The sequence below is a fragment of the Mesorhizobium maamorense genome (assembly GCF_044998965.1).
GTDB lineage: Bacteria > Pseudomonadota > Alphaproteobacteria > Rhizobiales > Rhizobiaceae > Mesorhizobium.
This window is the reverse complement of record NZ_CP173356.1, coordinates 1,277,936-1,302,522: the sequence shown is the minus strand read 5'-3', so window position 1 is coordinate 1,302,522 and position 24,587 is coordinate 1,277,936. Positions and strand designations below refer to the sequence as shown.

The 24,587-nt window shown below is 63.5% G+C and carries 22 protein-coding genes; 13 read left to right on the top strand and 9 right to left on the bottom strand.

What is annotated here, in order from left to right; translation table 11 throughout:
- The first annotated feature begins 8 nt into the window (after nt 1-8).
- Entirely contained in the window at nt 9-398 is a 390-nt protein-coding gene (locus tag ACIU1A_RS06605; RefSeq protein ID WP_404926915.1) for an SET domain-containing protein, read from the top strand.
- Here the strand turns inward: ACIU1A_RS06605 and ACIU1A_RS06600 are convergent, their stop codons facing one another.
- The 4 genes from ACIU1A_RS06600 to ACIU1A_RS06585 form a co-directional block, all read right to left on the bottom strand.
- Nucleotides 399-1,349 carry a cytochrome c gene (locus tag ACIU1A_RS06600; RefSeq protein ID WP_140559432.1) on the bottom strand — a complete coding sequence of 317 codons (951 nt, stop codon included), beginning with the start codon at nt 1,347-1,349 and terminating at the stop codon, nt 399-401. It lies immediately after the preceding gene.
- Nucleotides 1,350-1,358: 9 nt separating this feature from the next.
- Nucleotides 1,359-1,796, bottom strand: a complete 438-nt coding sequence (locus ACIU1A_RS06595; protein WP_404926914.1) for a c-type cytochrome — start codon at nt 1,794-1,796, stop codon at nt 1,359-1,361.
- A gap of 157 nt (nt 1,797-1,953) precedes the next feature.
- Nucleotides 1,954-2,556: a superoxide dismutase gene (locus ACIU1A_RS06590; protein ID WP_140638749.1), complete on the bottom strand. Its 603-nt coding sequence runs from the start codon at nt 2,554-2,556 to the stop codon at nt 1,954-1,956.
- Nucleotides 2,557-2,728: 172 nt separating this feature from the next.
- Nucleotides 2,729-3,607, bottom strand: a complete 879-nt coding sequence (locus ACIU1A_RS06585; protein WP_140494756.1) for a branched-chain amino acid aminotransferase — start codon at nt 3,605-3,607, stop codon at nt 2,729-2,731.
- A 154-nt stretch (nt 3,608-3,761) separates the two neighbouring features.
- Between ACIU1A_RS06585 and ACIU1A_RS06580 the strand changes: the two genes are divergently transcribed.
- Nucleotides 3,762-4,424 (top strand): haloacid dehalogenase type II, encoded by a 663-nt coding sequence (locus ACIU1A_RS06580; RefSeq protein WP_140517954.1) that lies wholly within the window; start codon nt 3,762-3,764, stop codon nt 4,422-4,424.
- A 202-nt stretch (nt 4,425-4,626) separates the two neighbouring features.
- Nucleotides 4,627-5,451: a L,D-transpeptidase gene (locus ACIU1A_RS06575; RefSeq protein WP_140553967.1), complete on the top strand. Its 825-nt coding sequence runs from the start codon at nt 4,627-4,629 to the stop codon at nt 5,449-5,451.
- An 85-nt stretch (nt 5,452-5,536) separates the two neighbouring features.
- On the opposite strand, the gene ACIU1A_RS06570 is transcribed toward ACIU1A_RS06575, so the two are convergent.
- Nucleotides 5,537-7,075, bottom strand: coding sequence for a helicase HerA-like C-terminal domain-containing protein (locus ACIU1A_RS06570; RefSeq protein WP_404926913.1), 1,539 nt, complete (start codon nt 7,073-7,075; stop codon nt 5,537-5,539).
- A 283-nt stretch (nt 7,076-7,358) separates the two neighbouring features.
- On the opposite strand from ACIU1A_RS06570, the gene ACIU1A_RS06565 reads away from it, so the two are divergent.
- The 4 genes from ACIU1A_RS06565 (at nt 7,359) to ACIU1A_RS06550 (ending at nt 11,637) form a co-directional block, all read left to right on the top strand.
- Entirely contained in the window at nt 7,359-8,801 is a 1,443-nt protein-coding gene (locus ACIU1A_RS06565; protein ID WP_404926912.1) for a methylmalonyl-CoA mutase subunit beta, read from the top strand.
- Complete coding sequence (gene scpA, locus ACIU1A_RS06560; RefSeq protein WP_404926911.1) at nt 8,798-10,918, top strand: methylmalonyl-CoA mutase; 2,121 nt, start codon at nt 8,798-8,800, stop codon at nt 10,916-10,918. Before ACIU1A_RS06565 ends, scpA begins: the two co-directional genes overlap by 4 nt.
- Before the next feature lie 111 nt (nt 10,919-11,029).
- Nucleotides 11,030-11,251: an AbrB/MazE/SpoVT family DNA-binding domain-containing protein gene (locus tag ACIU1A_RS06555; RefSeq protein ID WP_140494768.1), complete on the top strand. Its 222-nt coding sequence runs from the start codon at nt 11,030-11,032 to the stop codon at nt 11,249-11,251.
- Nucleotides 11,248-11,637: a type II toxin-antitoxin system death-on-curing family toxin gene (locus ACIU1A_RS06550; protein WP_140559427.1), complete on the top strand. Its 390-nt coding sequence runs from the start codon at nt 11,248-11,250 to the stop codon at nt 11,635-11,637. Before ACIU1A_RS06555 ends, ACIU1A_RS06550 begins: the two co-directional genes overlap by 4 nt.
- Nucleotides 11,638-11,646: 9 nt before the next feature.
- Here ACIU1A_RS06550 and greA read toward each other — a convergent pair whose 3' ends face one another.
- Nucleotides 11,647-12,123 (bottom strand): transcription elongation factor GreA, encoded by a 477-nt coding sequence (gene greA / locus ACIU1A_RS06545; protein WP_140494772.1) that lies wholly within the window; start codon nt 12,121-12,123, stop codon nt 11,647-11,649.
- A gap of 116 nt (nt 12,124-12,239) precedes the next feature.
- On the opposite strand from greA, the gene ACIU1A_RS06540 reads away from it, so the two are divergent.
- Nucleotides 12,240-13,616 carry a TIGR03808 family TAT-translocated repetitive protein gene (locus ACIU1A_RS06540; protein ID WP_404926910.1) on the top strand — a complete coding sequence of 459 codons (1,377 nt, stop codon included), beginning with the start codon at nt 12,240-12,242 and terminating at the stop codon, nt 13,614-13,616.
- A gap of 11 nt (nt 13,617-13,627) precedes the next feature.
- Here the strand turns inward: ACIU1A_RS06540 and ACIU1A_RS06535 are convergent, their stop codons facing one another.
- Nucleotides 13,628-14,632 carry an asparaginase gene (locus tag ACIU1A_RS06535; protein WP_404926909.1) on the bottom strand — a complete coding sequence of 335 codons (1,005 nt, stop codon included), beginning with the start codon at nt 14,630-14,632 and terminating at the stop codon, nt 13,628-13,630.
- A 26-nt stretch (nt 14,633-14,658) separates the two neighbouring features.
- Nucleotides 14,659-15,825, bottom strand: coding sequence for an acetyl-CoA acetyltransferase (locus tag ACIU1A_RS06530; protein WP_404926908.1), 1,167 nt, complete (start codon nt 15,823-15,825; stop codon nt 14,659-14,661).
- Between the two features lie 188 nt (nt 15,826-16,013).
- Here ACIU1A_RS06530 and betI point away from each other — a divergent pair, with 188 nt between their 5' ends.
- The 5 genes from betI to betB are packed head-to-tail and all read left to right on the top strand — an operon-like array spanning nt 16,014 to nt 22,310.
- Nucleotides 16,014-16,604 carry a choline-responsive transcriptional repressor BetI gene (gene betI, locus ACIU1A_RS06525; RefSeq protein ID WP_404926907.1) on the top strand — a complete coding sequence of 197 codons (591 nt, stop codon included), beginning with the start codon at nt 16,014-16,016 and terminating at the stop codon, nt 16,602-16,604.
- Entirely contained in the window at nt 16,601-18,130 is a 1,530-nt protein-coding gene (gene betC, locus ACIU1A_RS06520) for a choline-sulfatase (RefSeq protein ID WP_404926906.1), read from the top strand. Before betI ends, betC begins: the two co-directional genes overlap by 4 nt.
- Nucleotides 18,127-19,134, top strand: a complete 1,008-nt coding sequence (locus ACIU1A_RS06515; protein ID WP_140520747.1) for a threonine/serine dehydratase — start codon at nt 18,127-18,129, stop codon at nt 19,132-19,134. Before betC ends, ACIU1A_RS06515 begins: the two co-directional genes overlap by 4 nt.
- A 3-nt stretch (nt 19,135-19,137) precedes the next feature.
- The gene (betA, locus tag ACIU1A_RS06510) at nt 19,138-20,790 is read left to right on the top strand and encodes a choline dehydrogenase (protein WP_404926905.1); all 1,653 of its coding nucleotides are present in this window, start codon (nt 19,138-19,140) and stop codon (nt 20,788-20,790) included.
- 56 nt (nt 20,791-20,846) lie between these two features.
- A complete protein-coding gene (gene betB / locus ACIU1A_RS06505) occupies nt 20,847-22,310 on the top strand; it encodes a betaine-aldehyde dehydrogenase (protein WP_404926904.1) in 1,464 nt (487 codons plus the stop codon).
- A gap of 30 nt (nt 22,311-22,340) precedes the next feature.
- Here the strand turns inward: betB and ACIU1A_RS06500 are convergent, their stop codons facing one another.
- Complete coding sequence (locus ACIU1A_RS06500) at nt 22,341-24,581, bottom strand: AGE family epimerase/isomerase (RefSeq protein WP_404926903.1); 2,241 nt, start codon at nt 24,579-24,581, stop codon at nt 22,341-22,343.
- Between the last annotated feature and the right edge of the window lie 6 nt (nt 24,582-24,587).

The following is a 24,587-nucleotide window of genomic DNA, read 5'->3' as shown; positions in this document are numbered from 1 at the left end:
GGCCTGCCATGCTGCTCGTCGACGTCTATCTCGACAAATCCCCCATCCAGGGCATTGGTGTCTTTGCCAAAAATCCCATTTCCCGCGGCACGATGATCTGGAAGCTGGATCCGAGATTCGACCGGCTCATCGAGGTCGAGACCTATGAGAGCCAGACAGGACCGGTGAAGAGCTATCTCGATCGCTATGCCTATCCGAACAGGCGAGATCCGAACTACATCGTCTTCGAGGCCGACGATGCACGCTACATGAACCACGCCGACGAGCCGAATTGCGACGTATCCTCGCCGGAGGAAAGCTTTGCATTGCGCGACATCGCGGCCGGCGAGGAACTGACCTGCAACTACAATCATTTCTTCGAGGCGGGCTTCGACTTCCTGGGCGATCGCCACCCGTAGTCAGCTCGCCGGTTTTTTGCGCGCCGGATAGCCGTTCGGATGCGGCGGAACCGCCTTGAGATAGGCCGCGATCGCCGCGCGGTCCTCGGGCGCCAGTTCGGCCATGTTCCTCTGCACGTCGACCATGGCCCCGCCAACGGAATCGAAATCGGGCGTGAAGCCGGTTTCGAGATAGTTGGCGATGTCAGCCTGCGACCAGTCGCCGATGCCGCCCTCCCCGGAGGTGATATTGGGGACGATGCCGCTGCCTTCGGCGGCTGTGGCTCCAGCCAGCCACTCGCTCTTCTTTGTCCCCCCTGCAAGGTCACGCGGTGTGTGACATTCGCCGCAATGACCCGGTCCCTCGACCAGGTAGCGACCGGCAATCACAGGACCAGGCGCGCCTTCGGGCAGGGACACAACAGGCTGCTCGCTGAGATAGAGCCGTTTCCACAAGCCGATGCCGCGACGGATGTTGAACGGGAAACTCAATGAATTGGCCGGCGCTCGGCCGGCAACTGCCGGCAGCGTCTTCAGGAAGGCATAGAGATCGGCAATGTCGGCGGGCTTCATGCGCGCGTAGGACGTATAGGGAAATGCCGGATAGAAATGCTCGCCCGACGGGGAGACACCCTTCAGCATGGCATTGGCGAGATCCTCGGCCGACCACGCGCCGATGCCGTCCTTGGGATCTTGCGAAATGTTGGGCGGCACAAACGTGCCAAACGGAGTCTTGAGTTCAAGGCCGCCGACAAGTTCGAGCCGCTCATCGCCTTTCGAACCGGGTTTTGCATGGCAGGAGGTGCAGCCGCCGGCATAAAAAATGCGCTTGCCCCTGGCCGCGTCACCAGGCGCGAGCTTGGCCAGGGTTTCCGCATCGAGCTTCACCGGCGCCGAAAGCGTCCACGCGGCAACAGCGCCGACGCCGCCGAGCACGAGTGCGGCGCCGACAAACTTCCTCAGCCATGCCATGGCCGGCGATCAGCCTTTCTTGACCCTGTAGCCCTTGTGGCAGGTGCCGCAGTCGGAGCCGATGACGCCGATTTGCGCCTTCAGGGAATCCACGTCGGCTGGGGCCGCGGCGACCGCGGCCTTGACGTCGGCAAGATACTTGTCTTCTGTCGCCTTGAAACCGGCCATGTCTTGCCAGATCTTCGGCGCCGCCGTGGTGTCGCCGGTGTCGCTGCCCGCCGGGAACAGGACGTCGGCGTCGAATTTTTCCGCGTTCGCCTGGAGCGCCTGCAGCGCAGTCAGTACGGCGGCGGCATCAAAGGACTCCTCACCCTTGACCACTTTCGACAGGCCGCCGACGATCTTCCCGCGTTCCTTCATCAGGGCCTGGCGGTCGAGGATCGGGTCGGCAAAGGCCGCCGAACCGGCGAACGCGAGCATAGAGATGGCGACGACAAGCTTTCTCATTCAATTAGCTCCATGATGAGGGCATTTCGGGACAGGACGTTAACGGACGTGGCGGGAGGAATATTCCCTTCCCCGACGATTTTGCAGACCTTTGCTGTGGGATCTCGGCACAGAAAAGAGAAAAGCCCCGGGGGTGCCGGGGCTTTCTGAATCTCGATCAGGCTTTCGCTTTTTCGTAGAGTTCGAGAACATGATCCCAGTTGATCAGGCTGTCGACGAAGGCCTCGAGATATTTCGGCCGGGCGTTGCGATAGTCGATGTAATAGGAGTGCTCCCAGACATCGACGCCGAGGATCGGCGCCGCGCCATGGACGAGGGGATTCTCGCCGTTCGGCGTCTTCGAGATCGCCAGCTTGCCATCCTTGACCGAAACCCAGGCCCAGCCGGAACCGAACTGGGTCGTGCCGGCGGCGATGAAGTCGGCCTTGAATTTGTCGTAGCCACCCAGATCGCTGTCGAAAGCCTTCTGCAACGCACCCGGCAGCTTGTTGCCGCCGCCGCCCTTTTTCATCCACTTCCAGAAATGGATGTGATTGTAGTGCTGGGCGGCATTGTTGAAGAGGCCGGCATTCTTGCCGAACGACTGCTTGACCACCTCTTCTACCGACAGATCGCCAAGGCCGGCTTCGGCGGCAAGCTTATTGCCGTTGTCGACATAGGCCTTGTGGTGCTTGTCGTGGTGATATTCCAGCGTCTCTTTCGACATGTAGGGCTGCAAGGCCTCATAGTCGTAAGGCAGAGCGGGCAATTCAAAAGCCATGGAAGGTACTCCCTCAAGGAAATCCGGTGTTGATACCGGACTAAGATAGGTCTGGATTGGGTTCGGACAACTCCGAAAAGTGAAGCGCCGGGTGCTCTTTCTAAGCGGGTTCCGGAGAACTGTCACACAGTTTCCGGAAACCGGGCGCATTGCGACGAAAAGCCTGGGCGGATCAGCCCGCCGACGTCGAATGCGCCCAATCCCAATAGAGCTCCCGCGCCTTCTTGGCCACCGGTCCGGGCTGCAGGCTGCGGTCCTCGATGCGCGTGATCGGAATGACCTTGGAATGGTTGCCGGTCGAAAAAATCTCATCCGCTTCGAGGAATTCACGCACCGACAGCGCCTTTTCCGTGGTCTTGAACCCGTACTCGCCAAGCAACGTCATCGTGCGCGAGCGGGTGATGCCCGACAGGAAGGTGCCGTTCGGCGCCGGCGTCAGGACGTGGCCGTCCTTGACCAGGAAGATATTCGAGGTTCCGGTCTCGGCGACGTTGCCCAGCATGTCGAGCACCAGGGCGTTGTCGAAGCCGCGCATCTTGGCTTCGAGGATGGCGCGGCCATTGTTGGGATAGAGACAGCCGGCCTTGGCGTTGGTCGGCATGGTTTCGATAGTCGGGCGCCGGAACGGCGAAACCGTCACGGAAAAGCCGGTCGGCGAGATCATCGGCGATTCGTAGAGGCACAGGCAGAAACGGGTCGAGGCGGGATCGGCCGGCACGCCCATATAGCCGCCGTGCTCGGCCCAATACATCGGCCTGATATAGACAGCCGTCTTGCCATCGAATTTCTTCAATCCGTCCCAGGTCAGCCCGACGATCTTCTCGGCCGTCATCGAAGGCTTGAGACCGAGCGCGATCGCCGAGGCATTTACGCGCGCGGCATGAAGGTCAAGATCGGGAGCGACACCCTCGAACCAGCGGGCGCCGTCGAACACGCTGGTGCCGAGCCACATTGCGTGGCTGCGCGGGCCCAAAACGGCGACATTGCCCTCGTACCAGTCGCCGTCGACGAAAGTCCATGTCGCGGAAAGTGCGGCAGCCGCCAGTGTCATTGCTTTGTCCCGTTCCGATCAATCTCGTGTTGCAGCATTGGATGACGCTTTGGCCGGCGTCGTCAACCAGCATCGGGGAGTTTTGTTGAGGCCACGGACGGCGCGCTGCAATCAAGACTTGCACCTTGCCCCGCCTCGCCTCAAAACTGTTGCCATGCAATACGCCGCTTATGTTTTCGACGCCTACGGCACACTGTTCGATGTTCATGCCGCCGTGCGCCGCCACGCCGACGCCATCGGACCGGACGGCCAGTTGCTGTCCGAGATCTGGCGCGCCAAGCAACTCGAATATTCCTGGGTGCGTACGTTGATGGGCGCCTATGCCGATTTTTGGCAACTCACCGAGCAGGCACTTGATTTCGCGTTACACAAGGTGCCCTCTGCCGATCCCGGCCTCAAGGCGGTATTGCTGGATGCCTATTGGCGGCTGGACTGCTATGCGGAAGTGCCCGCCGTGCTGAAGGCGCTGAAGGCGTCCGGCGCCAAGCTGGCAATCCTGTCCAACGGTTCACCGGAAATGCTGGAGGCAGCCGTTAAATCCGCGGCGCTCGATCAGGTGCTGGACGATATCTATTCCGTCGATGCGGTACGGCGCTTCAAGACCGATCCGTCGGTCTACGACATGGTCACGACAGGCTGGCGCCTCTATCCGGGTGCGGTCTCCTTCCAGTCGTCCAACCGCTGGGACATTGCCGGCGCGACCAAGTTCGGCTTCCGCACCGTGTGGATCAACCGCTCCAACCAGCCGGAGGAGTATCGGGATTTTCCACCGGCCCTGATCCTGCCGTCGCTCGATGCCCTTGTCACAGGTGGCTAACGCATGCGGCCCAAAAGTAATCCTGGTTTTCGCTCCTGTGACCGTAGCGCCACAGTGGCGACGCGGTCACAGCTTCGCCTTTGTTTGTCCACCTTGAGGCCAGATTCGGAACCGCCTATCGCGCCCAAGTGTTGATGAGGCACCCTCGCAACGGTCGGCATATTCATGCTTTGTTGCGATTTCAGACTTAAAGAAGGCAACCATGTTCCCAGCCGAAATCGAATCCTATCGCCTGAGCCGTCGCGGCTTTCTCAATGCCGCAGCCCTGGGCGCCGCCTCGATCGCGGTTTCCGCATGCGCCACCACCGGGTCCGGGCCAGTCGAGCCACCGCCACCGGCCTATGTCGAGCCGCCGCTCGCCGACTACGTGACGATGTACGCCGCCGTCAGCGATGGCGGTTTCGAAGTGCCGGCCATTCCCGTCGACAGGATCGATCCGCAATTCCTGCGCCAGATCGTGCCCGACCCGACCGGCCAGAAGCCGGGAACCATCGTCGTCGATACGACCGGCCACTTCCTCTATCTGGTTCGTCCGGGCGGCCAGGCGATCCGCTACGGCGTCGGCCTCGGCCGCGCCGGCTTCGAATGGTCGGGCGATGCCGTCGTCCAGTGGAAACAGAAGTGGCCGAAATGGACGCCGCCGGACGAGATGATCGCCCGGCAGCCGGAACTGAGGCAATACAGCGCTGACAATGGCGGTATGCCGGGCGGGCTGAAAAACCCGCTCGGTGCACGTGCGCTCTATCTCTTCCAGGGCAACGTCGACACGCTCTACCGGCTGCACGGCTCGCCGGAATGGCGTTCGATCGGCAAGTCGGTGTCGTCGGGCTGCGTGCGCCTGATGAACCAGGACATTATAGACCTCTATGACCGCGTGCCTTCGAAGACCCCGGTCATCGTGACCAGCGACGCCAGCCAGCCCATGGTGGCGACCGCGAACCACAAAGCCATCCCGATCGATGCCGGCGTGCCGGACGGATCGGTTCTGCTTGGCCCGGTGAAAGCGGTGACCGACGCGATTTTCTGATCGGAGCGAGGGTGAATGCGGCGACTCGCCGCCTTCACCCTCCACATCAACCTGTCCCTGCGTGACCGTTGCGCGATCGCGCTCCCTATCTGCCCCTCGACAGACTTCCGAGGATCCCGCGCACGATGGCGCGGCCGACCGACGAGCCGACAGAGCGCACCACCGACTTGATCGCGGCTTCCGTCACCGTCTGGCGGTTGGATGGGCGCGGTTGAGGCGGGCGTCTGCCGCCGGACTGCGGCGGCGGAGCATCATTGCCGAAGCCCGGAATGGTCCAGCGTGAACGGCCTGCGTCGGCCTGCTGTGCCTCGGCATCCGCCGCGTCCTTGGCCTTCTTCTGCAGCATCTCGAAAGCCGATTCGCGATCGACACGCTCATCGTACTGGCCGATCGCCGGGCTTTCCTGGATCAGCTTCTGGCGCTCGGCGGGGGTTATGGGCCCAAGTCGTGACGATGGCGGACGGATCAGCGTGCGCTGGACCATGGACGGGATGCCCTTGGCTTCCAGCATTGAAACCAGCGCTTCGCCGGTGCCCAGTTGCGTGATTACGGTCGCGCAATCGAAATCCGGATTCGGCCGGAACGTCTCGGCCGCGGTCCTTACCGCCTGCTGCTCGCGCGGCGTGTAGGCGCGTAGCGCATGCTGGACGCGGTTGCCGAGCTGGGCCAGGATCTTCTCAGGAATATCCAAAGGGTTTTGCGTGACGAAATAGACGCCCACGCCCTTCGAGCGGATCAGGCGCACCACCTGCTCGACGCGGTCGATCAGCACCTTCGGCGCGTCGTCGAAAAGCAGATGTGCCTCGTCGAAGAAGAAGACCAGCTTCGGCTGGTCGGGGTCGCCCACTTCGGGCAGCTCCTCGAACAGTTCCGACATCAGCCAAAGCAGGAACGTCGCGTAGAGTCGCGGATTCATCATCAGCTTGTCGGCGGCCAGCACGCTGATGGCGCCGCGGCCGTCGCGGGTGGTGCGCATGATGTCGGCGATGCGCAATGCCGGCTCGCCGAAGAAATTCGCCGCCCCCTGCTGTTCCAGCACCAGCAGCGTGCGCTGGATGGCGCCGACCGAGGGTTTCGTCACATTGCCGTAGCGGGCGCTGATCTCTTCGGCACGCCCGGCGATATTGGCGAGCAGCGCCTGCAGGTCCTTGAGGTCGAGCAGCAGCAGGCCTTCCTCATCGGCGATGCGGAAGGCGATGTTCATGATGCCTTCCTGGGCTTCGGACAGATCCATCAACCGCGACAAGAGCAGCGGGCCCATCTCGGAGATGGTGGCGCGGATGGGGTGGCCCTGTTCGCCGAACAGATCCCAGAAGATGACGGGGAATTCCTGAAAGTCATAGGGGTCGAGCTTGACCTGCTCGGCGCGCTTGACCAGGAAATCCTGCGCCGTGCCGATCATGGCTATACCGGAGAGATCGCCCTTGATGTCGGCGCAGAACACCGGCACGCCGGCATTGGAGAATCCCTCGGCCAATATTTGCAAGGTGACCGTCTTGCCGGTGCCGGTGGCACCGGTCACCAGGCCTTGACGGTTGCCATAGTGCAAAAGCAGGTTTTCGGGACGCTGATAGCTGTCGTCGGGCTTGCGGCTGGCGCCTATGAAAATGGTGTCGTCAGCCATATGTCCGGTCTCCGCAAACTGCTGTGTATAAAACCAGCCCCCTGCCCGAAGGTATAGTGGGGCCCTTGCACAGCGACAATGGCGATCAGCGAAAATGGCCTTTTTTGGAGCTTGCGGATTTTGCCCATGTTTGGCAATCGTTCATGCTTCGTGCTCGAAGGCTGGTGTACGCTCGAGGGATCGAATTCGAGTCTTGGAAGCGCATTGCATTGCGGTATCGCACCGGGACCCGTAGACTGAAGTGCTCCAGGCTGATGCGGCCGCATAGTGACGAGGACAGTGGATGAGCGCCGGAGCCTTGACCAGGGATAACGAAGTTCCGAATGCCGACCGGCAGCGATGGCTGGCCCTGGCTGAAAAGGCGCTCGCCGGCGCATCTTTCGAGGAAAAACTGGTCTCGCACACCGATGACGGCATCCGCGTGGAACCGCTTTATGAGCGCGCGGCGGCGGCCGAGCCGATCGTGCGCGCCAACCCCGGATCGCCGTGGATCGTCAGCCAGCGCATCGACGATCCCGACATTGGTCGCGCCAAAGCCCAGGCGCTGGAGGACGTCGCGCAGGGCGCGACGGGATTGTCGCTCGTCTTCGAAGGTGCCCCGAACGCCTTCGGCTACGGCCTGCCGAGAACGGCGCAGGCGCTGGAGACGGTTCTGGACGGCATCCCGTTAAACCGCGTCCAGATCCGGATCGACGCCCACCCGTGGAGCCGCCCCATGGCCGACTGGCTGGTGGCGTTCCTTGGCAAGCGCCGCTCCGATCCGGCAAAGCTCAACCTCTCCTTCGGCATCGATCCGGCGGCGGTCCTGGCCGGAACCGGCCGGTTGCGCATGTCGATCGAGGCGCTGCAGGAATCCATGCCGCAATCGCTGGCACATTTCTTTTCGATGGGCGTGCCCGGCGTGCTGCTCGAGGCGGATGGGCGGGTGTTCCACAATGCCGGCGCCACGGAGGCGCAGGAGCTTGGCATCATGCTCGCTTCGGCCGTCTCCTATCTCAGGATGTTCGAGAAAGCGCGGCAACCGCTCGTCTACGCAGCGCCCCATATCGGGTTTGCGCTGAGCGCCGACCAGGATCAGTTCCTGTCGATGGCCAAGGTCAGGGCCTTGCGCAGGCTGTGGGCTCGCGTCCAAGAAGCCTGCTCGATCCCGACTTCGACGGCCAATATTCACGCCGAGACGTCGTTTCGGATGATGACGGCATTGGACCCGGAGACCAACATCCTGCGCACGACGATCGCCTGCTTCGCCGCGGCGGCGGGCGGAGCCGATTCGATCGCCATCCTGCCGCACACCGTCGCGCATGGCCTGCCGGCGCCTTTCGCACGCCGCGTGGCCCGTAATGCGCAGTTGATCATGGCCAATGAAAGCCACATCGATCAGGTCGCCGATCCCGCCTGCGGCTCCGGTGGCGTCGAAGCGCTCACCGCTGGCCTCTGCGAAGCGGCCTGGTCCGAGTTGCAGGCGATCGAGGCCGAGGGCGGCGTGCTGTCCAGCCTTCAGGACGGACGCATACAGGAACGCGTTCGCACCGCCGCCGCCCGGCGTGCTGCCGCCTTCCGATCCCGCGAGCGCGCCATCGTCGGCGCCACGCTCTATCCGCAGAGAACCGAGCGCGCTGTCGAGACGCTGGCCGCGGAGCGGCGACCTGCCTTCACGGAAGGCATCGTCATGTGCGAGCCGCTGTTTCCGGTCCGCATCGATCAATCGATCGGAGCCGCTTCTTGATTCCGGATTTCAGCCAGGTCGGCTGGGCGCCGCCGCGGCGGGCGCCAGTCGAGATCAAGGGCCAGCGGATGACGCCGGAAGGCCTTGCCGTCAAACATCTGTACAATCAGGGCGACCTGAAGGGGCTGCCGCATCTCGACACCTATCCGGGCATGCCGCCCTTCGTGCGCGGACCCTATCCGACCATGTATGTCCAGCAGCCGTGGACGATCCGGCAGTATGCCGGTTTCTCGACCGCGGAAGAATCCAACGCCCTCTACAGGCGCAATCTTGCCGCCGGCCAGAAAGGCCTGTCTGTCGCCTTCGATCTCGCCACGCATCGCGGCTATGACAGCGATCATCCGCGGGTGGCCGGCGATGTCGGAATGGCGGGCGTGGCCATCGATTCCATCCTCGACATGCGCCAGCTCTTCGACGGCATTCCGCTCGGCGAGATGACGGTGTCGATGACCATGAACGGCGCGGTGCTGCCGATCATGGCGCTCTACATCGTGGCTGCCGAGGAACAAGGGGTTGCGCAGAAGGATCTCGCAGGGACCATTCAGAACGACATTCTGAAGGAGTTCATGGTCCGCAACACCTATATCTATCCGCCGAAGCCCTCGATGCGGATCGTGTCGGACATCTTCTCCTACACATCCAGGCATATGCCGAAATTCAACTCGATCTCGATCTCCGGCTACCATATGCAGGAGGCCGGCGCGACGGCGGACCTGGAGCTCGCCTATACGATTGCCGACGGAATCGAATATGCCCGCGCCGGCGTCGCCGCCGGGCTCGACATCGACCGCTTCGCCCCGCGCCTGTCCTTCTTCTGGGCTGTTGGCATGAACTTCTTCATGGAAGTCGCCAAGCTCAGGGCGGCGCGGCTGCTGTGGTCGAGCCTGATGATGGAGAATTTTTCGCCGAAGGACGAGCGTTCGCTGTCCTTGCGCACCCACTGCCAGACCTCTGGCTGGTCGCTGACGGCGCAGGATCCCTACAACAACATCATCCGCACGATGATCGAGGCGATGGCCGCCACACAGGGCCATACACAATCGCTGCACACCAATTCCTTCGACGAGGCCATGGCGCTGCCGACGGATCATTCGGCCCGTATCGCCCGCAACACACAGTTGATCCTGCAAAAGGAATCCGGCACCACGCGCATCATCGATCCGTGGGGCGGTTCGGCTTATCTCGAGAGGCTGACGCATGATCTGGCAGCGCGTGCGCTTGCCCATATCGAGGAGGTCGAGGCGCTCGGCGGCATGGCCGCGGCCACCGAGAAGGGCATTCCCAAGCTGCGCATCGAAGAGGCGGCCGCCCGCACCCAGGCGCGCATCGATTCAGGCGAGCAGGTGCTGGTCGGCGTCAACGCGCACCGGCCCGGTGCGGATATCGAAGTCGACGTCTTGAAGATCGACAATGCCGAGGTAAGAGCCCGGCAACTATCGAAGCTGCAGCGGCTGAAGGGCACGCGCGACGTCGCGGTGCTCGAGAATGCGCTCGCAGCGCTCTCCCGCGCGGCCGAGAGCGGCGAGAACCTGCTCGAATTCGCCATCCACGCCGCGCGCGCCAATGCGACGGTCGGGGAGATTTCGCTGGCGCTGGAAAAGGTCTTTGGCCGCCACATCGCGTCGGTGCAGACGATTTCCGGCGTCTACCGCCAGGCGCTCGGCGACAATCCGGCCGTCGACCGGCTGCAGGAGAAGATCGGCGCGTTCGAGAAGAAGACCGGCGGCAAGCCGCGCATCCTGGTCGCCAAAATGGGACAGGACGGACATGACCGCGGCCAGAAGGTGATCGCCACAGCCTTTGCCGACCTCGGCTTCGACGTCACCGTCGGCGCCATGTTCCAGACGCCGGAGGAGATCGCGAAGCTGGCGGTGGAGCACGACGTTCATGTCGTCGGTGCCTCATCGTTGGCAGCAGGACACCTCACGCTCATCCCCGAACTCAGGGATGCGCTGAAGAGGCTCGGCCACAGTGACATGCTGATCGTTGCCGGCGGCGTGATCCCTCCGCAGGACTATGATGCCGTGCTGCAAGCGGGTGCGGCGGAAATCTTCCCGCCCGGTACCGTGATCCCGGAAGCAGCGGAGCGGCTGATCGACCGGCTGCTGGCGTCCTGAGTTATCGGCAACGAGTGTGTCCGGGCCTTCCTCCCATTCGTAAGTTATAATATCTGTTGCAACAACACAGCGATCGAGTTATAATCGGCGTTGCAACAGGGCTGATCCAGCATGAACACCACCATTCGCAAGATCGGCAATTCTGAAGGTGTGATCCTGCCCAAGGAGCTACTCGACCGCCTGAATCTCAAAGCCGGTGATCAGCTTCAGGTTCTCGAAACGGACAAGGACATCGTCCTCAAACCGGTCGACGATAGTTTCGAGCGGCAGATGGAAGCTGCTCGCAAGGTCATGGACAAGTACAAGGTCGCGCTCCAGAAGCTCGCCGAATGAACTGGGAGTTCCTGTCGCGCCGCGCGGTCGAAGCGATGCATGCCGAACAATTGCGCCGGCATGGCGGCGCACAAGGTTTGCGGGATGAAAATGCACTTGAATCGGCACTGGCCCGGGCCGAGAACAAGGCTAATTACGGCACTCCGTCGATTGCAGATCTTGCAGCAGCCTATGTCTTCGGCATTGCCAGAAATCATGCCTTTGTCGACGGCAACAAACGCACGGCTATTGTCGCCGCCGGCGCCTTCCTGATCGTCAACGGTCAGGTCCTGACGGCGGACAACGGCACGCTTTATGAATTCGTGATGGCTATCGCCGCCGGCGAGATCGATGAAGCGGGTGCCGCCGCATTTTTTCGCGACCACCTCGTGAAGACCGAGGACTGATGTTGGGGTTCAGCCGCCCGCGCTCAGCTTGACGATTTCCCATTCCTTGCCATTGACGGTGGCGACATCGCCGACCTTCTTGCCAAACAAAGCAATCGCCATTGGCGATACATGGGAAATGCTGCCTTTCGATGGGTCAGCCTCGTCCTCGCCGACGATCTTCCAGTGCACCTTCTTGCCGTCGTCGGCTTCGAGCGTGGCGCCCATGCCGAAGCGGATGACGTCGCTCCCGGGCTCGGGCACCGAAAGCTCGGCACTTTCGCGCCGCGCGGTCCAATAGCGCAGGTCGCGAGATACCAGTGCGATGCGCTCGCGGTCTCCCCGCCGCTCGGCTTTGGCCAATATGTCGCGCAGATCGGCCAGATTCTCGTCGATCATTGCCAGGCCACGCTCCGTCACCAGGTTGCGGTGTTGACTGATCGGCCGTTCGCCGACGCCTGCGATGGCGTTTTCGCTGTCTTCCTCGCGGGTAAAGGCTCTGCTCATTCCTTGAACTTATGCCCGCCCTCACGACTTCACAAGTCATTGCCCTCGCCGGGGACGCAGGTGCCTGACTGGCACGAATCCTGCCACTAGACGGGCAAAAGCCAGGACCTGTGCCGATGTTGAACAGACGCAAGCTGCTTGTCCGGACAGCCGGTTTTGCCGTGTTCGGGCTTTCGCTGGGCAAGGCAGCCGCCGCGAGCTTGCCCGGCGTCGAGAAAGCCTCGATGCGCGGATCGATCAACGCCACCGAGCTTGGCGTGCAACCCGGCACCTTTGACGATCAGAGCAAGGCTTTCGCCAAGCTGCTGCGCGAGGCCAGCGATCGCGACATGCCGGTTTTCCTGCAGCCCGGCACCTATGTCGTGTCCAACCTGACGCTGCCCGGCCGGGTGCGCCTTACCGGCGTGCCTGGCGCAACGCGCATCGTCTATGGTGGCGACGGCCACCTGTTCATGGCCGAACAAGCCGATCACATCGAGCTCAGCGGCCTGGTCCTCGACGGCTCAAACCGCTCGATGGGCGACTACGCGCAAGGACTGCTCGATCTGCGCCGCGTGGCGCATCTCATCGTCGATAATTGCCAGATAACCGGCAGCGGCAAGAACGGGCTGGCGCTCGAGCACGCGGCGGGCCGGGTCGAGCGCACGGAAATATCCGGAGCGGCGGACGCCGGCATCTATTCGGTCGAGGCCACAGGGCTGGCGATCACAGGCAACACCGTCTCCGACTGCGCCAATGGCGGCATCCTCGTGCACCGCTGGCAGGCGGCGGAGGACGGCACTATCGTCACCGGCAACCGGGTCGAACGCATCGCGGCGCGCGGCGGCGGCACTGGCCAGAACGGCAATGGCATCAATGCCTTCCGCGCCGCCAACGTGATCATCTCCGGCAACATCGTTTCGGACTGCGCATTCTCCGCCATCCGCGCCAACAGCGCCAGCAATCTGCAAGTATCGAGCAACACTTGCATGCGTTCCGGCGAAACGGCGGTCTATTCCGAATTCTCGTTCGAGGGCGCCGTTATCAGCAACAACATCGTCGATGGTGCCGCCAACGGCATCTCGATCGTCAATTTCAACGAAGGCGGACGCATGGGTGTTTGCTCGGGCAACATCGTGCGCAACCTGTCGACATCAGGCCCCTACCCCGCCGACCCGCCGGGATTCGGCGTCGGCATCGGCGTCGAGGCCGACACCACCGTGTCCAACAACGTCATCGAGAACGTGCCGCTCTACGGCATGTCGATCGGCTGGGGACCGTATCTGCGCAACGTCGTGGCCACCGGCAACATCATCCGCAAGGCGGGCACCGGCATCGTCGTCAGCGTGGTCGACGGTGCCGGAACTGCCATCATCTCCGACAATGTCATCGACGGCGCACGCAATGGCGCCATTGTAGGGCAGCGCTGGGCCGACCCGGCCACGGGCGATCTCGCCGCGTCAGCCGATACCGGCTTTCCGCATCTGACCGTCGAGCGCAATCATGTCAGTTGAGAGCGTCCGTCTCAGGCCAGTGCCGCCGTCGGCCTGAGCGCACCGACCTTGGCGCCTATCCGGCTTTCGATGGGTGCATTCGCCATTTCGAGCAGCTTCGCCGCCAAAACCTCGTCCGCGCGCAGCAGTCGGGCGATGATTACGGCCACCATGGATTCGGCGGCCCGGCCGGCACCATCATCGCATTTGAGTGCGATGCCGAGGCCAAGCTCGGGAAGCGCCGCGCAATGGACCCCTTCGGCGCCGCCCTTCGCAAATATTCGGCCAGGCGCCGCCTGCATCAGCGCGAGATCGGCGCGGCCTGTGCCGGCGACGAAGAACGGCTCGGCCATGCAAGCCGACAACAATCGCTTTGCCGCCCTGGCGCGCCCGGGCCCGAGGCCGGTGCCGGTCACCATGCGGGCAAAGCCAAGCGCGAAACTCTTGAGCGGCACCCCGTAGGTCGGGATCGAACAGCCGTCGGTCGCGCGCTCGTCGGCGCCGTGGCGAGCTCCCGTCACCGCCTGCATGGCATCGCGCACCATCTCCTGCAAGGCGTGATCCGCCCTGACATAGCCGTGAGGCTCGATGCCTGAATGGACGCAGGTGCAAAGAAAGCCGGAATGCTTGCCGGAGCAATTGTTGTGCAAAGCGTTCGGGGAACCGCCGGCGCGGGCGAGTGCTATCGTCGCGTCATGGCTCGACGGCCAATGCGCGCCGCATTCAAGCGCCGACCCGTCCAGCCCGGCCCTGGCGAGCATCGACCGCGCCAGTTCGACGTGGGCCGGTTCGCCCGAATGAGAGGCGCAGGCCAGCGCCAGTTCGCGGTTACCGAAGCCGTAGGCATCGGCAGCACCGCTTTCGACCAGCGGCAGCGCCTGGATCGCCTTGACCGCGGAGCGCGGAAACACCGGCCTCGATGTGTCGCCGATCTCGAGAACCGGCTTGCCATCGGCGTCGAAAACCGCGACCGCGCCTCGGTGCGCGCTCTCGACGATGGCGCCACGCAGAACTTCGATCAGAACCGGATTTGTCATGTTGCCCCCGCGGATGCGGGTCGCTTTTACCGAATCCGATCGAGAATGGAAACGTAGTTGGCGACCGCCGCGCCGCCCATGTTGAAGATGCCGCCAAGCTTGGCGTTGGGCACCTGGATGCCGCCGGCCTCACCGACGAGCTGCATGGCGCTCAGCACATGCATCGACACGCCGGTGGCGCCGATCGGATGACCCTTCGCCTTCAGGCCGCCGGACGGGTTGACCGGCAGCCGCCCGTCCTTTGCGGTCGTGCCGTCCAGCGCCAGCCTCGCGCCCTCCCCAGGCTTCGCCAGGCCCATGGCTTCATATTCGATCAATTCGGCGATGGTGAAGCAGTCATGCGTCTCGACGAAGGAGAGATCATCAAGCGTCACGCCGGCATTCCTGAGCGCCCGGCTCCAGGCCTGCTCGCAGCCTTCGAAGGTCAGGATGTCGCGCTTCGACATCGGCAGGAAATCCTGCACGTGCTCATTGGCGCGGAAGGTGACGGCGCGGCGCATCTTCAGTGCCGTCGCTGTCTCGGTGAGGACGAGAGCGGCGGCACCGTCGGAGACCAGCGAGCAGTCGGTGCGCTTCAGCGGGCCAGCGACGAAGGGGTTCTTCTCGCTCTCCTGGCGGCAGAATTCGTAGCCGAAATCCTTGCGCATCTGCGCATAGGGATTGTCGAGGCCGTTCTTGTGATTCTTGGCGGCGATCATGGCAAGCGCATCCGACTGATCGCCGTAGCGCTGGAAATAGGCTTGTGCGATCTTGCCGAAGACGCCGGCAAAGCCGGCCGGCGTGTCGCCATCCTCGGGCAAATAGGAGGCTTTCAGCAGGTTCCTGCCGATCTCGGGGCCAGGCGTCGTCGTCATCTGCTCGGCGCCGACCACCAGCACGATGCGGGCGGCATTGGCATCGATGGCGCGGATGCCTTGCCGGACAGCGGCCGAACCGGTGGCGCAGGCGTTCTCGACGCGCGTCGCCGGCTTGAAGCGCAGCCGGTCGTCGGCCTGGAGGACAAGGCTGGCGGTGAAATCCTGTGCGGAAAAGCCGGCGTTGAAATGTCCGAGCACGATCTCGTCGACGTCGTCCGGGCCAATGCCGGCATGGTCGAGCGCCTCGGTAGCCACTTTGATGATCAGGCTCTCCAGCGTTTCGCCTTCAAGTTTGCCGAAGCGCGAATGCGCCCAGCCGACGATGCATGCGGTCATGGCAACCTCCATTTGCCGCGGATCCTAACACGTCATATCGCGGCCTGAGCACTCAATATTGTTCAATAATGAACCGTTTTCCAGTCCGCGGGATGAGCCAAAGCCGACAATCGGTTGTTGTTTGGGCTGAATTTTTGTTGATTGACCCATCAATAAAAAATAATCTTCACCGAAACAATGGGAACAGCATGCCGAAAGTCGGAATGGAGCCACTGCGGCGTAAAGCGCTCATCGACGCGACGATCTCGGCGATCGGCGAGCGCGGCTCGCTTGACGTGACGATGTCGGAGATCGCCGGGCGCGCCGGCGTGTCGTCGGCGCTGGCCCATCACTATTTCGGCGCCAAGGATGAGCTGCTGTTCGCGACGATGCGGCATATCCTGGCCGAACTGACCACGGACATGCGGCGCGCGCTTCAATCCGCCGGTTCCCCACGCGAGCGCGTCTCGGCGGTCGTGGCCGTCAATTTCTCCGACATCCAGTTCCGGGCCGAAACGATCGCCGCCTGGCTCGCCTTCTATGTCGACGCGCAGAAATCGGCTGCGTTGCGCCGGCTGCTCAGGATTTATGCGCGACGGCTGCATTCGAACCTTATGAGCGGGCTGGCCGGCATCCTGTCCCGAGCAGAGGCCGACCGCGTCGCCGAAGCGACGGCGGCCATGATCGACGGGCTCTACATCCGGCGCGCGCTCAAGGACGGCGTGCCCGATGCCGCGACCGCGATCGCATTGGTCGAGGACTATCTCGAAACGAAACTCAGCGGACGGCAGACGCAGTGACACGCAAGCACCCTAACTTCCTGATCGTCATGGTCGATCAGCTCAACGGAACTTTCTTTCCGGACGGGCCGGCTGACTTCCTGCACGCGCCGCATCTGAAGGCGTTGGCCGCCCGCTCGGCGCGCTTCCGCAACAATTACACCGGCTCGCCGCTCTGTGCGCCGGGCCGTGCCTCGTTCATGAGCGGCCAGTTGCCGTCGCGCACCGGAGTCTATGACAATGCCGCCGAGTTCGCCTCGTCGATCCCGACCTTCGCTCATCATCTGCGCGCCGCCGGCTACCATACTTGCCTGTCGGGCAAGATGCACTTCGTCGGGCCGGACCAGTTGCACGGCTTCGAGGAACGGCTGACCACGGACATCTACCCCGCCGATTTCGGTTGGACGCCGGATTATCGTAAGCCCGGCGAGCGCATCGACTGGTGGTATCACAATCTGGGTTCGGTGACCGGGGCTGGCATTGCGGAAACCACCAACCAGATGGAATATGACGACGAGGTCGTGTTCCTCGCCACGCAGAAGCTCTACCAGCTTTCGCGGGAGCAGGATGATGAGGAGCGCCGGCCCTGGTGCCTGACCGTTTCGCTGTCACATCCGCACGACCCCTATGTCGCGCGCAAGCAGTACTGGGATCTCTACGAAAATTGCCAGGCGCTCGACCCGGAAACCAATTTCATTGCGTATGACGAACAGGATACGCATTCGCAGCGGCTGTATGTCGCCAGCGATTATCCGTCGTTCCAGATCACCCCTGAGCAGGTGCGCCGTTCGCGGCGTGGCTATTTCGCCAATATTTCCTATGTCGACGACAAGCTCGGCGAGTTCCTGGACGTCCTCAAGCGGACGCGCATGCTTGACGACACCACCGTCCTGTTCTGCTCCGACCATGGCGACATGCTCGGCGAGCGCGGCCTGTGGTTCAAGATGAGCTTCTTCGAGGGCTCGGCGCGGGTGCCGCTGATGATTGCCGGCAGGGGCGTTGCGGCCGGGCTGATCGAAGCGCCGGTTTCCAATCTCGACGTGACGCCGACGCTTTGCGAACTCGCTGGCATCGACATCGATGCCGTCTCGCCATGGACCGATGGCCAATCGCTGCTGCCTCTGATCGACGGTGAGCGGCGCAGCGCGCCTGTGCTGATGGAATATGCGGCTGAGGGTTCATACGCGCCTCTGGTGGCTATCCGCGAGGGCCGATACAAGTTCGTCCATTGCGAGCTCGATGCGCCGCAACTGTTCGATCTCCAATCCGATCCGCTGGAGCGGGAAAACCTCGCGGCCGATCCGGCCAACGAACCGCTGGTCGCGGCGTTCATGGACAAGGTGCGGGCGCGCTGGGACATGGCCGCTTTCGACGCTGCGGTGCGCGAAAGCCAGGCGCGCCGCTGGGTCGTCTATCGGGCGCTGCGCAACGGCGCCTACTACCCCTGGGATTTCCAGCCGCTGCAGAAAGCGTCCGAGCGCTACATGCGCAACCACATGAACCTCGACACTCTCGAGGAGAGCAAGCGGTATCCGCGAGGCGAATGATGACTACGCTTGTCCCCTCACTCGACCACCTGAAGCAAGCCTATGCGGTCACCGCCAAGGCGACGCAGATCACGCCGCTGCTGGAATCGGCGGCGCTCGCCAGGGAAACCGGCGCCGCTCGCGTCTTCGTCAAGGCGGAATCGCTGCAATGGGCGGGATCGTTCAAGGTTCGGGGCGCCTATTGGCGGCTGAAGCGGCTGTCGCCCGACGAAGCCAAGAAGGGCGTCGTCGCTTATTCTTCCGGCAATTTTGCGCAAGGACTGGCGGCTGCGGGCCAGGCGCTCGGCATTCCCGTCACCATCGTCATGCCGATCGACGCGCCGGCGGCCAAGCGCGACGCCACAGCAGGCTACGGCGCGCGCGTGGTGCTTACCGATCACGGCGAGCGCGCGCGTGAGGAAGTCGCCGCCGCCAAGGCGCGCGAGATCGCCGAGACCGAAGGGCTGACATTGCTGCATCCCTTCGACGATCCGGAAATCGTCGCCGGCCAGGCAGGTGCCGGGCTGGAGGCGCTGGAGCAGCTTTCTGCCAAGGGCGCGAAGGCGGACGTGCTGTTCTGCTCGGTCGGCGGCGGCGGCCTGATCGGCGGCGTTTCGCTCGCTTTCCACTACCTGTCGCCGGCCACAGAAATCATCGGCGTCGAGCCCGAAGGTTTCAACGGCATGGGCGCCTCGCTGGCGCATGGCAGCATCGAGACCATGCCGCTCGCCCCGAATTCGATCTGTGACGGGCTGATGTCGCGGCGGCCCGGCGACGCGCCGTTCGCGGCGGTCAGAACCGCCGGCGTTCGCGGCATCACTGTCGACGACGCCTTGGTGCGGCGGGCAATGAAAATCGCCTTCGAGCGGATGAAGCTGGTGCTTGAGCCGTCCGGAGCTGCCTCGCTGGCGGCACTGCTCGGCGGCAAGGTGGATGTGGCCGGCAAGACCGTCCTTGTGGTGGCTACCGGCGGCAATGTCTCGCTCGCCGATTTCATCACGCATATGAACGATGGGCGCATATGAACAATGCTTGAAGCGGATTTCGTCATCATCGGCTCCGGCTCCGCCGGCTCGGCCATGGCCTATCGCCTGTCGGAGGATGGCAAGCACTCGGTCATCGTAATCGAATTCGGCGGCTCCGATGTCGGGCCGCTGATCCAGATGCCATCGGCGCTGTCGATCCCGCTCAACATGAGCCTCTACGACTGGGGTTTTGCCAGCGAGCCGGAGCCGCATCTCGGCGGCCGCGTGCTGGCGACGCCGCGCGGCAAGGTGATCGGCGGCTCGTCCTCGATCAACGGCATGGTCTATGTGCGCGGCCACGCCCGCGACTTCGACCACTGGGCCGAACAGGGAGCCGCCGGCTGGGGTTTTGCAGACGTGCTTCCCTATTTCAAGCGCATGGAAGATGCGGATGGCGGCGAGGACGGCTGGCGGGGCCATGGCGGGCCGCTGCACGTGCGACGCGGCACGCGGAAAAATCCGCTCTATGGCGCCTTCGTCGAGGCGGGCCGCCAGGCCGGCTTCGAACTGACCGACGACTATAATGGCTCCAGGCAAGAGGGGTTCGGCCCGATGGAGCAGACCATCTTCGGCGGCCGCCGCTGGTCGGCGGCATCAGCCTATCTGAGGCCGGCGCTCAGGCGCAAAAACGTAAGCCTGGTCAAGGGCTTTGCGCGGCGGGTGATCATCGAGAATCAACGCGCCATCGGGGTCGAAATCGAAGCTCGCAAACAGATTCAAGTCGTTAAGGCGCGACGCGAGGTGATCGTCGCGGCATCGTCGATCAATTCGCCGAAAATCCTGATGCTGTCGGGCATCGGGCCTGCGGAACATCTCAGGGAAAACGGCATCACGGTGGTGGCCGATAGACCCGGCGTCGGCCGCAACCTGCAGGACCATCTGGAACTTTATATCCAGCAGGAATCGACAAAGCCGATCACGCTGAATTCGGTGCTCAACCCGTTTTCCAAGGCGATGATCGGGGCGCAGTGGCTGTTCTTCAAGACCGGCCTTGGCGCCACCAATCATTTTGAGGCGGCGGCCTTCGTGCGCTCGCGCGCCGGGGTCGACTATCCTGATATCCAGTACCACTTCATCCCGGCGGCGGTGCGCTATGACGGCAAGGCGGCGGCGAAGTCGCATGGTTTTCAGGCCCATGTCGGGCCAATGCGCTCGAAGTCGCGCGGCTCGGTGACGCTGCGCTCGCCGGATCCGAATTCGAAACCGGTGATCCACTTCAACTACATGTCGCATCCCGACGACTGGAGCGAGTTCCGCCACTGCATCAGGCTGACGCGCGAGATTTTCGGCCAGAAGGCCTTCGACGGCTTCCGCGGCCAGGAAATTTCGCCCGGCAGCCACGTGCAATCGGACGACGACCTCGACATCTTCATCAGGGATCACGCCGAAAGCGCCTATCATCCCTGCGGCACCTGCCGGATGGGCCGCGCCGACGAGGTCACGAGCGTCGTCGATCCGGAATGCCGCGTGATCGGCGTCGAGGGCCTGCGGGTAGCCGATTCCTCTATCTTCCCGCGCGTCACCAACGGCAACCTCAACGCGCCGTCGATCATGACTGGCGAGAAGGCTTCCGACCACATTCTCGGCCGCACGCCGCTGGCGCCTTCCAACCAGGAACCATGGATCAATCCCCGCTGGCAGGCGTCCGACAGATAGAGCATGATCGTGCAACCGCACGATCGGCATGCCGCTAAGACGATTTGGAGAAGCCCATGCGCGCCCAGCCAACGGCATCGCACTATGTCAACGGACGCTACATAGACGACGAGCAAGGCGCGCCACTGCCGGTCATCTATCCGGCAACCGGCGAGACCATCGCCCTGCTGCGCTCGGCGACGCCGAACGTGCTGGAACTCGCCATCGAGGCTGCGCGTGCCGCGCAACCGGCTTGGGCGCGGCTGAAGCCGGTGGAGCGCGGCCGCATCCTGCGCCGCGCCGCCGACATCTTGCGCGCCCGCAACGCCGATCTTGCCCGCCTCGAGACGCTCGACACCGGTAAGGCGATTCAGGAAACGCTGGTGGCGGATGCGCCATCGGCCGCGGATTGCCTGGAATATTTCGGCGGCGCGGTTGCAGCTTACAATGGCGAGGCTGTCGATTTGGGCGGGGCCTTCGCCTACACGCGGCGCGAGGCGCTCGGCGTTTGCGTCGGCATAGGCGCCTGGAACTATCCAATCCAGATCGCCGGCTGGAAATCCGCGCCCGCGCTCGCCATGGGCAACGCCATGGTGTTCAAACCATCGGAAAACACGCCATTGTCGGCATTGGCCCTGGCCGAGATCTACAGCGAGGCAGGCCTGCCCGACGGGCTGTTCAACGTCGTGCAAGGCTATGGCGATGTCGGCGCCAGCCTGGTCAGCCACGATGTCGTGGCCAAGGTGTCGGTGACCGGCTCGGTGCCGACCGGCCGCAAGGTGCTGTCGCTCGCCGGCTCGAAGATGAAGCACGCGACGATGGAACTCGGCGGCAAGTCGCCGCTGATCGTCTTCGACGACGCCGATCTCGAGAATGCCGTCGGCGGCGCCATGCTCGGCAATTTCTATTCGACGGGGCAGATCTGCTCCAACGGCACGCGCGTCTTCGTTCAGAAGGGCATCCATGACCGCTTCGTCGACCGGCTCGTCGAGCGAACCAAGAAGATCCGCATCGGCGATCCGCTCGATGGCGAAACCCAGATGGGGCCGCTGGTCAGCAAGGCACAGCAGGAGAAGGTCGTCTCCTACATCGCGGCGGGCAAGCAAGAAGGCGCCACGCTCGCCTGCGGTGGCAACGTGCCCTCGCTGCAAGGTTTTGAAGGCGGCTTCTTCGTCGAGCCGACGGTGTTCACCGGGGTGAGCGACAGCATGCGCATCGCGCGCGAGGAAATCTTCGGGCCTGTCATGAGCGTGCTGAAATTCGACGGCGAGGACGAGGTGGTCGAGCGCGCCAACGACACTGAGTTCGGTCTCGCGGCCGGCGTGTTCACGCGCGACCTGTCGCGCGCCCACCGCGTCATCGCCGAGCTGCAGGCCGGCACGTGCTGGATCAACGCCTACAACCTGACCCCGGTGGAAATCCCCTTCGGCGGTGTCAAGCAATCCGGCATCGGGCGAGAAAATTCACTGGCCGCGCTGGCGCTCTATTCGCAGATGAAGGCGGTTTATGTCGAGACCGGGGATGTGGTCAGCCCGTATTGAGCAAAATGTCGTCGGGACAGCGCCTCTTTCTCAGCCGCCCTTCTCGGCAGTCCCATCCAGATACTGCGTCAGCGCGCACACGAGATGATAAAAAATGCTGGCCGGCAGATCTGATGCCCGCGAGCGGCCGCGCTCGTCGACGCGGTCGATCCACAGACCCAGCGGCGCCGGGTCGATGTGCCAGCGGAACAGCCGGCCTACGCGTTCCTCGATCTCCGGCTTGAGATCGGGTCCGCCAGAACCGTCCAACGCAATCGCCGCCTTGACCGCTTCGGCCTGTGGCCAACTACGCGAGACCAGGTCCAGCGGCAGACCCTGCCGGGAGACGGCGCCATAGGCAAGGCCTGTGGCGCGGTTGAGGCCATTGGCGATGGCCGAGGCATAGAGTTTCCTGGCGAAGCCACTCAGTTCGGCCTGGCCGCTAAGAGCGGCGAAATCGACAAGCAGCGCGGCCCATTCGAAATGATGGCCGGGCTCGGTCCAGGTACCCTTCTCGCCCGCCACGGGCCTCCAGCCGGCGTCGAAATATTCACCCAGCGTCCAGCTTTCCGGATCGAAGAAGTGGTTGCGGAACAGGTCGATGATGCGTGCCGCGCGGCGCAGATAAGCGCGCTCGCCTGTCGCCTCGTGCCAGGCGAGGAAGGCTTCCAGAAAATGCATGTGCGGATTGGAGCGCCGCTCGCCCTGCCCGTCCGAGGTTTCGAGAAAGCCGGTCGTGCGGCTATCCTCGAGATGGGCATCGAGGAAGGCGAAGGTCTCCTCACCGAGCCGCAGCGCATCCGGATGGCCAGACATATGGGCATGTGCCAGCGCCAGAAGCACGCAGGAATGATCATAGGCGTCCTCGACCGGGTCGGCGACCGAACCGTCGATGTCGAGGGTGCGCACCCAGCCGCCCCTTGCCGTTCGGCCGTTGCCGGCCATGAAGTCGATGCCGTGGGCGATGAGCCGGTCGGCCGGGCCGTCCCAACCGCGTTGCTTGGCGACCGCGAAGGCATAGACTTGGCGGGCCTGCGTGCGCATGCGCTTGGGCTTCATCAGCGGCGTGGCATCGAAGCCAAGCGCCTCGTGGAAGCCGCCATAGCGTTCGTCGACGCCTGATGTCGACCAAAGCGGAAGCGTCTCCTGAAACAGCCAGTGATGGACGCGGCGACGCCAGGCGCCGCTTTCGATGACCCGGTCGTGGGCAGGCGTGAAGCGGGTTTCCAGCCGGCCGGATTTTTCGAGCTGCTCGACGATCTTCTTGACGTGCTGGCTATGGCTGACCGGGGCGACGAAGGTAGCGTCCGATGTCGAGACGATGGCGACATCTCTCATGCCGATGGCCGACAGCAGCCGGCCATCGCTGCGAATGTAGGAATTCTCGCAATCGACGGCGACGACGTCGCCGGCGATGACATTGCCTTGGCTATCGGCAGGCCCGACATCGAGCAGCGACTGCCAGGAGCCGAGATCGTTCCAGCGAAAGCTGGCCGGCACCATGGCGATGTCCTTTGCCCGCTCCGTGATGGCGTAGTCGATCGAGGTCGAAGGAATGGCGCCGTAGAGGTCCAGCGGCATGTAAAAGCCGGAAAGGTCCGATGTCGCAGCCTTGTAGGCAGCTTCGGTCGCCTGCCAGATCTTCGGCTCGAAAGCTGCGAAGGCATCGCGCATGGCGCCGGCGCGAAATAGGAAGATGCCGGTGTTCCAGTGGAAATTGCCGGCTTCGAGATACGCCTGGGCGGTCGCAAGGTCCGGCTTTTCGACGAAGCGCGAGACATCGAACACGCCTGCTCTTTCGGCGGCGACCTCGATGTAGCCATAGCCGGTCTTCGGCTGTGTCGGCTTGAGGCCGAACACCACCAGCCGCCCGGCGCTGGCAGCGGCAGCGCCCGCCTCAACGCTCTGCCAGAATTGCCGCGCGGTCGAAATCTCGTGATCGGACGGCACCACCAGCACCAGTTCGTCGCCGAATTCGGCGAGCGTGCGCAGGCTTGCCAGCGCCACCGCCGCGGCGGTGTTGCGGCCGGTGGGTTCGAACAGCGGCCCACCGCCAGCAAGGTTTATGCCGGCGAGATCGGCATGGACGCGCTCGGCATGGCGTTCGGAAGCGATCATGAAGATAGGCGTATCGCCGCTGGGCCGTGACGCCAGCCGGCGCAAGGTCTTTGCCAGCATCGAGCCGTCGCCCGAAAAATCATGGAACTGCTTGGGATTGTCCTCGCGCGATAGCGGCCAGAGCCGCGAGCCGACGCCGCCGCTCATGACGAAACTGACGATGCGCTGGCTCATGATGCC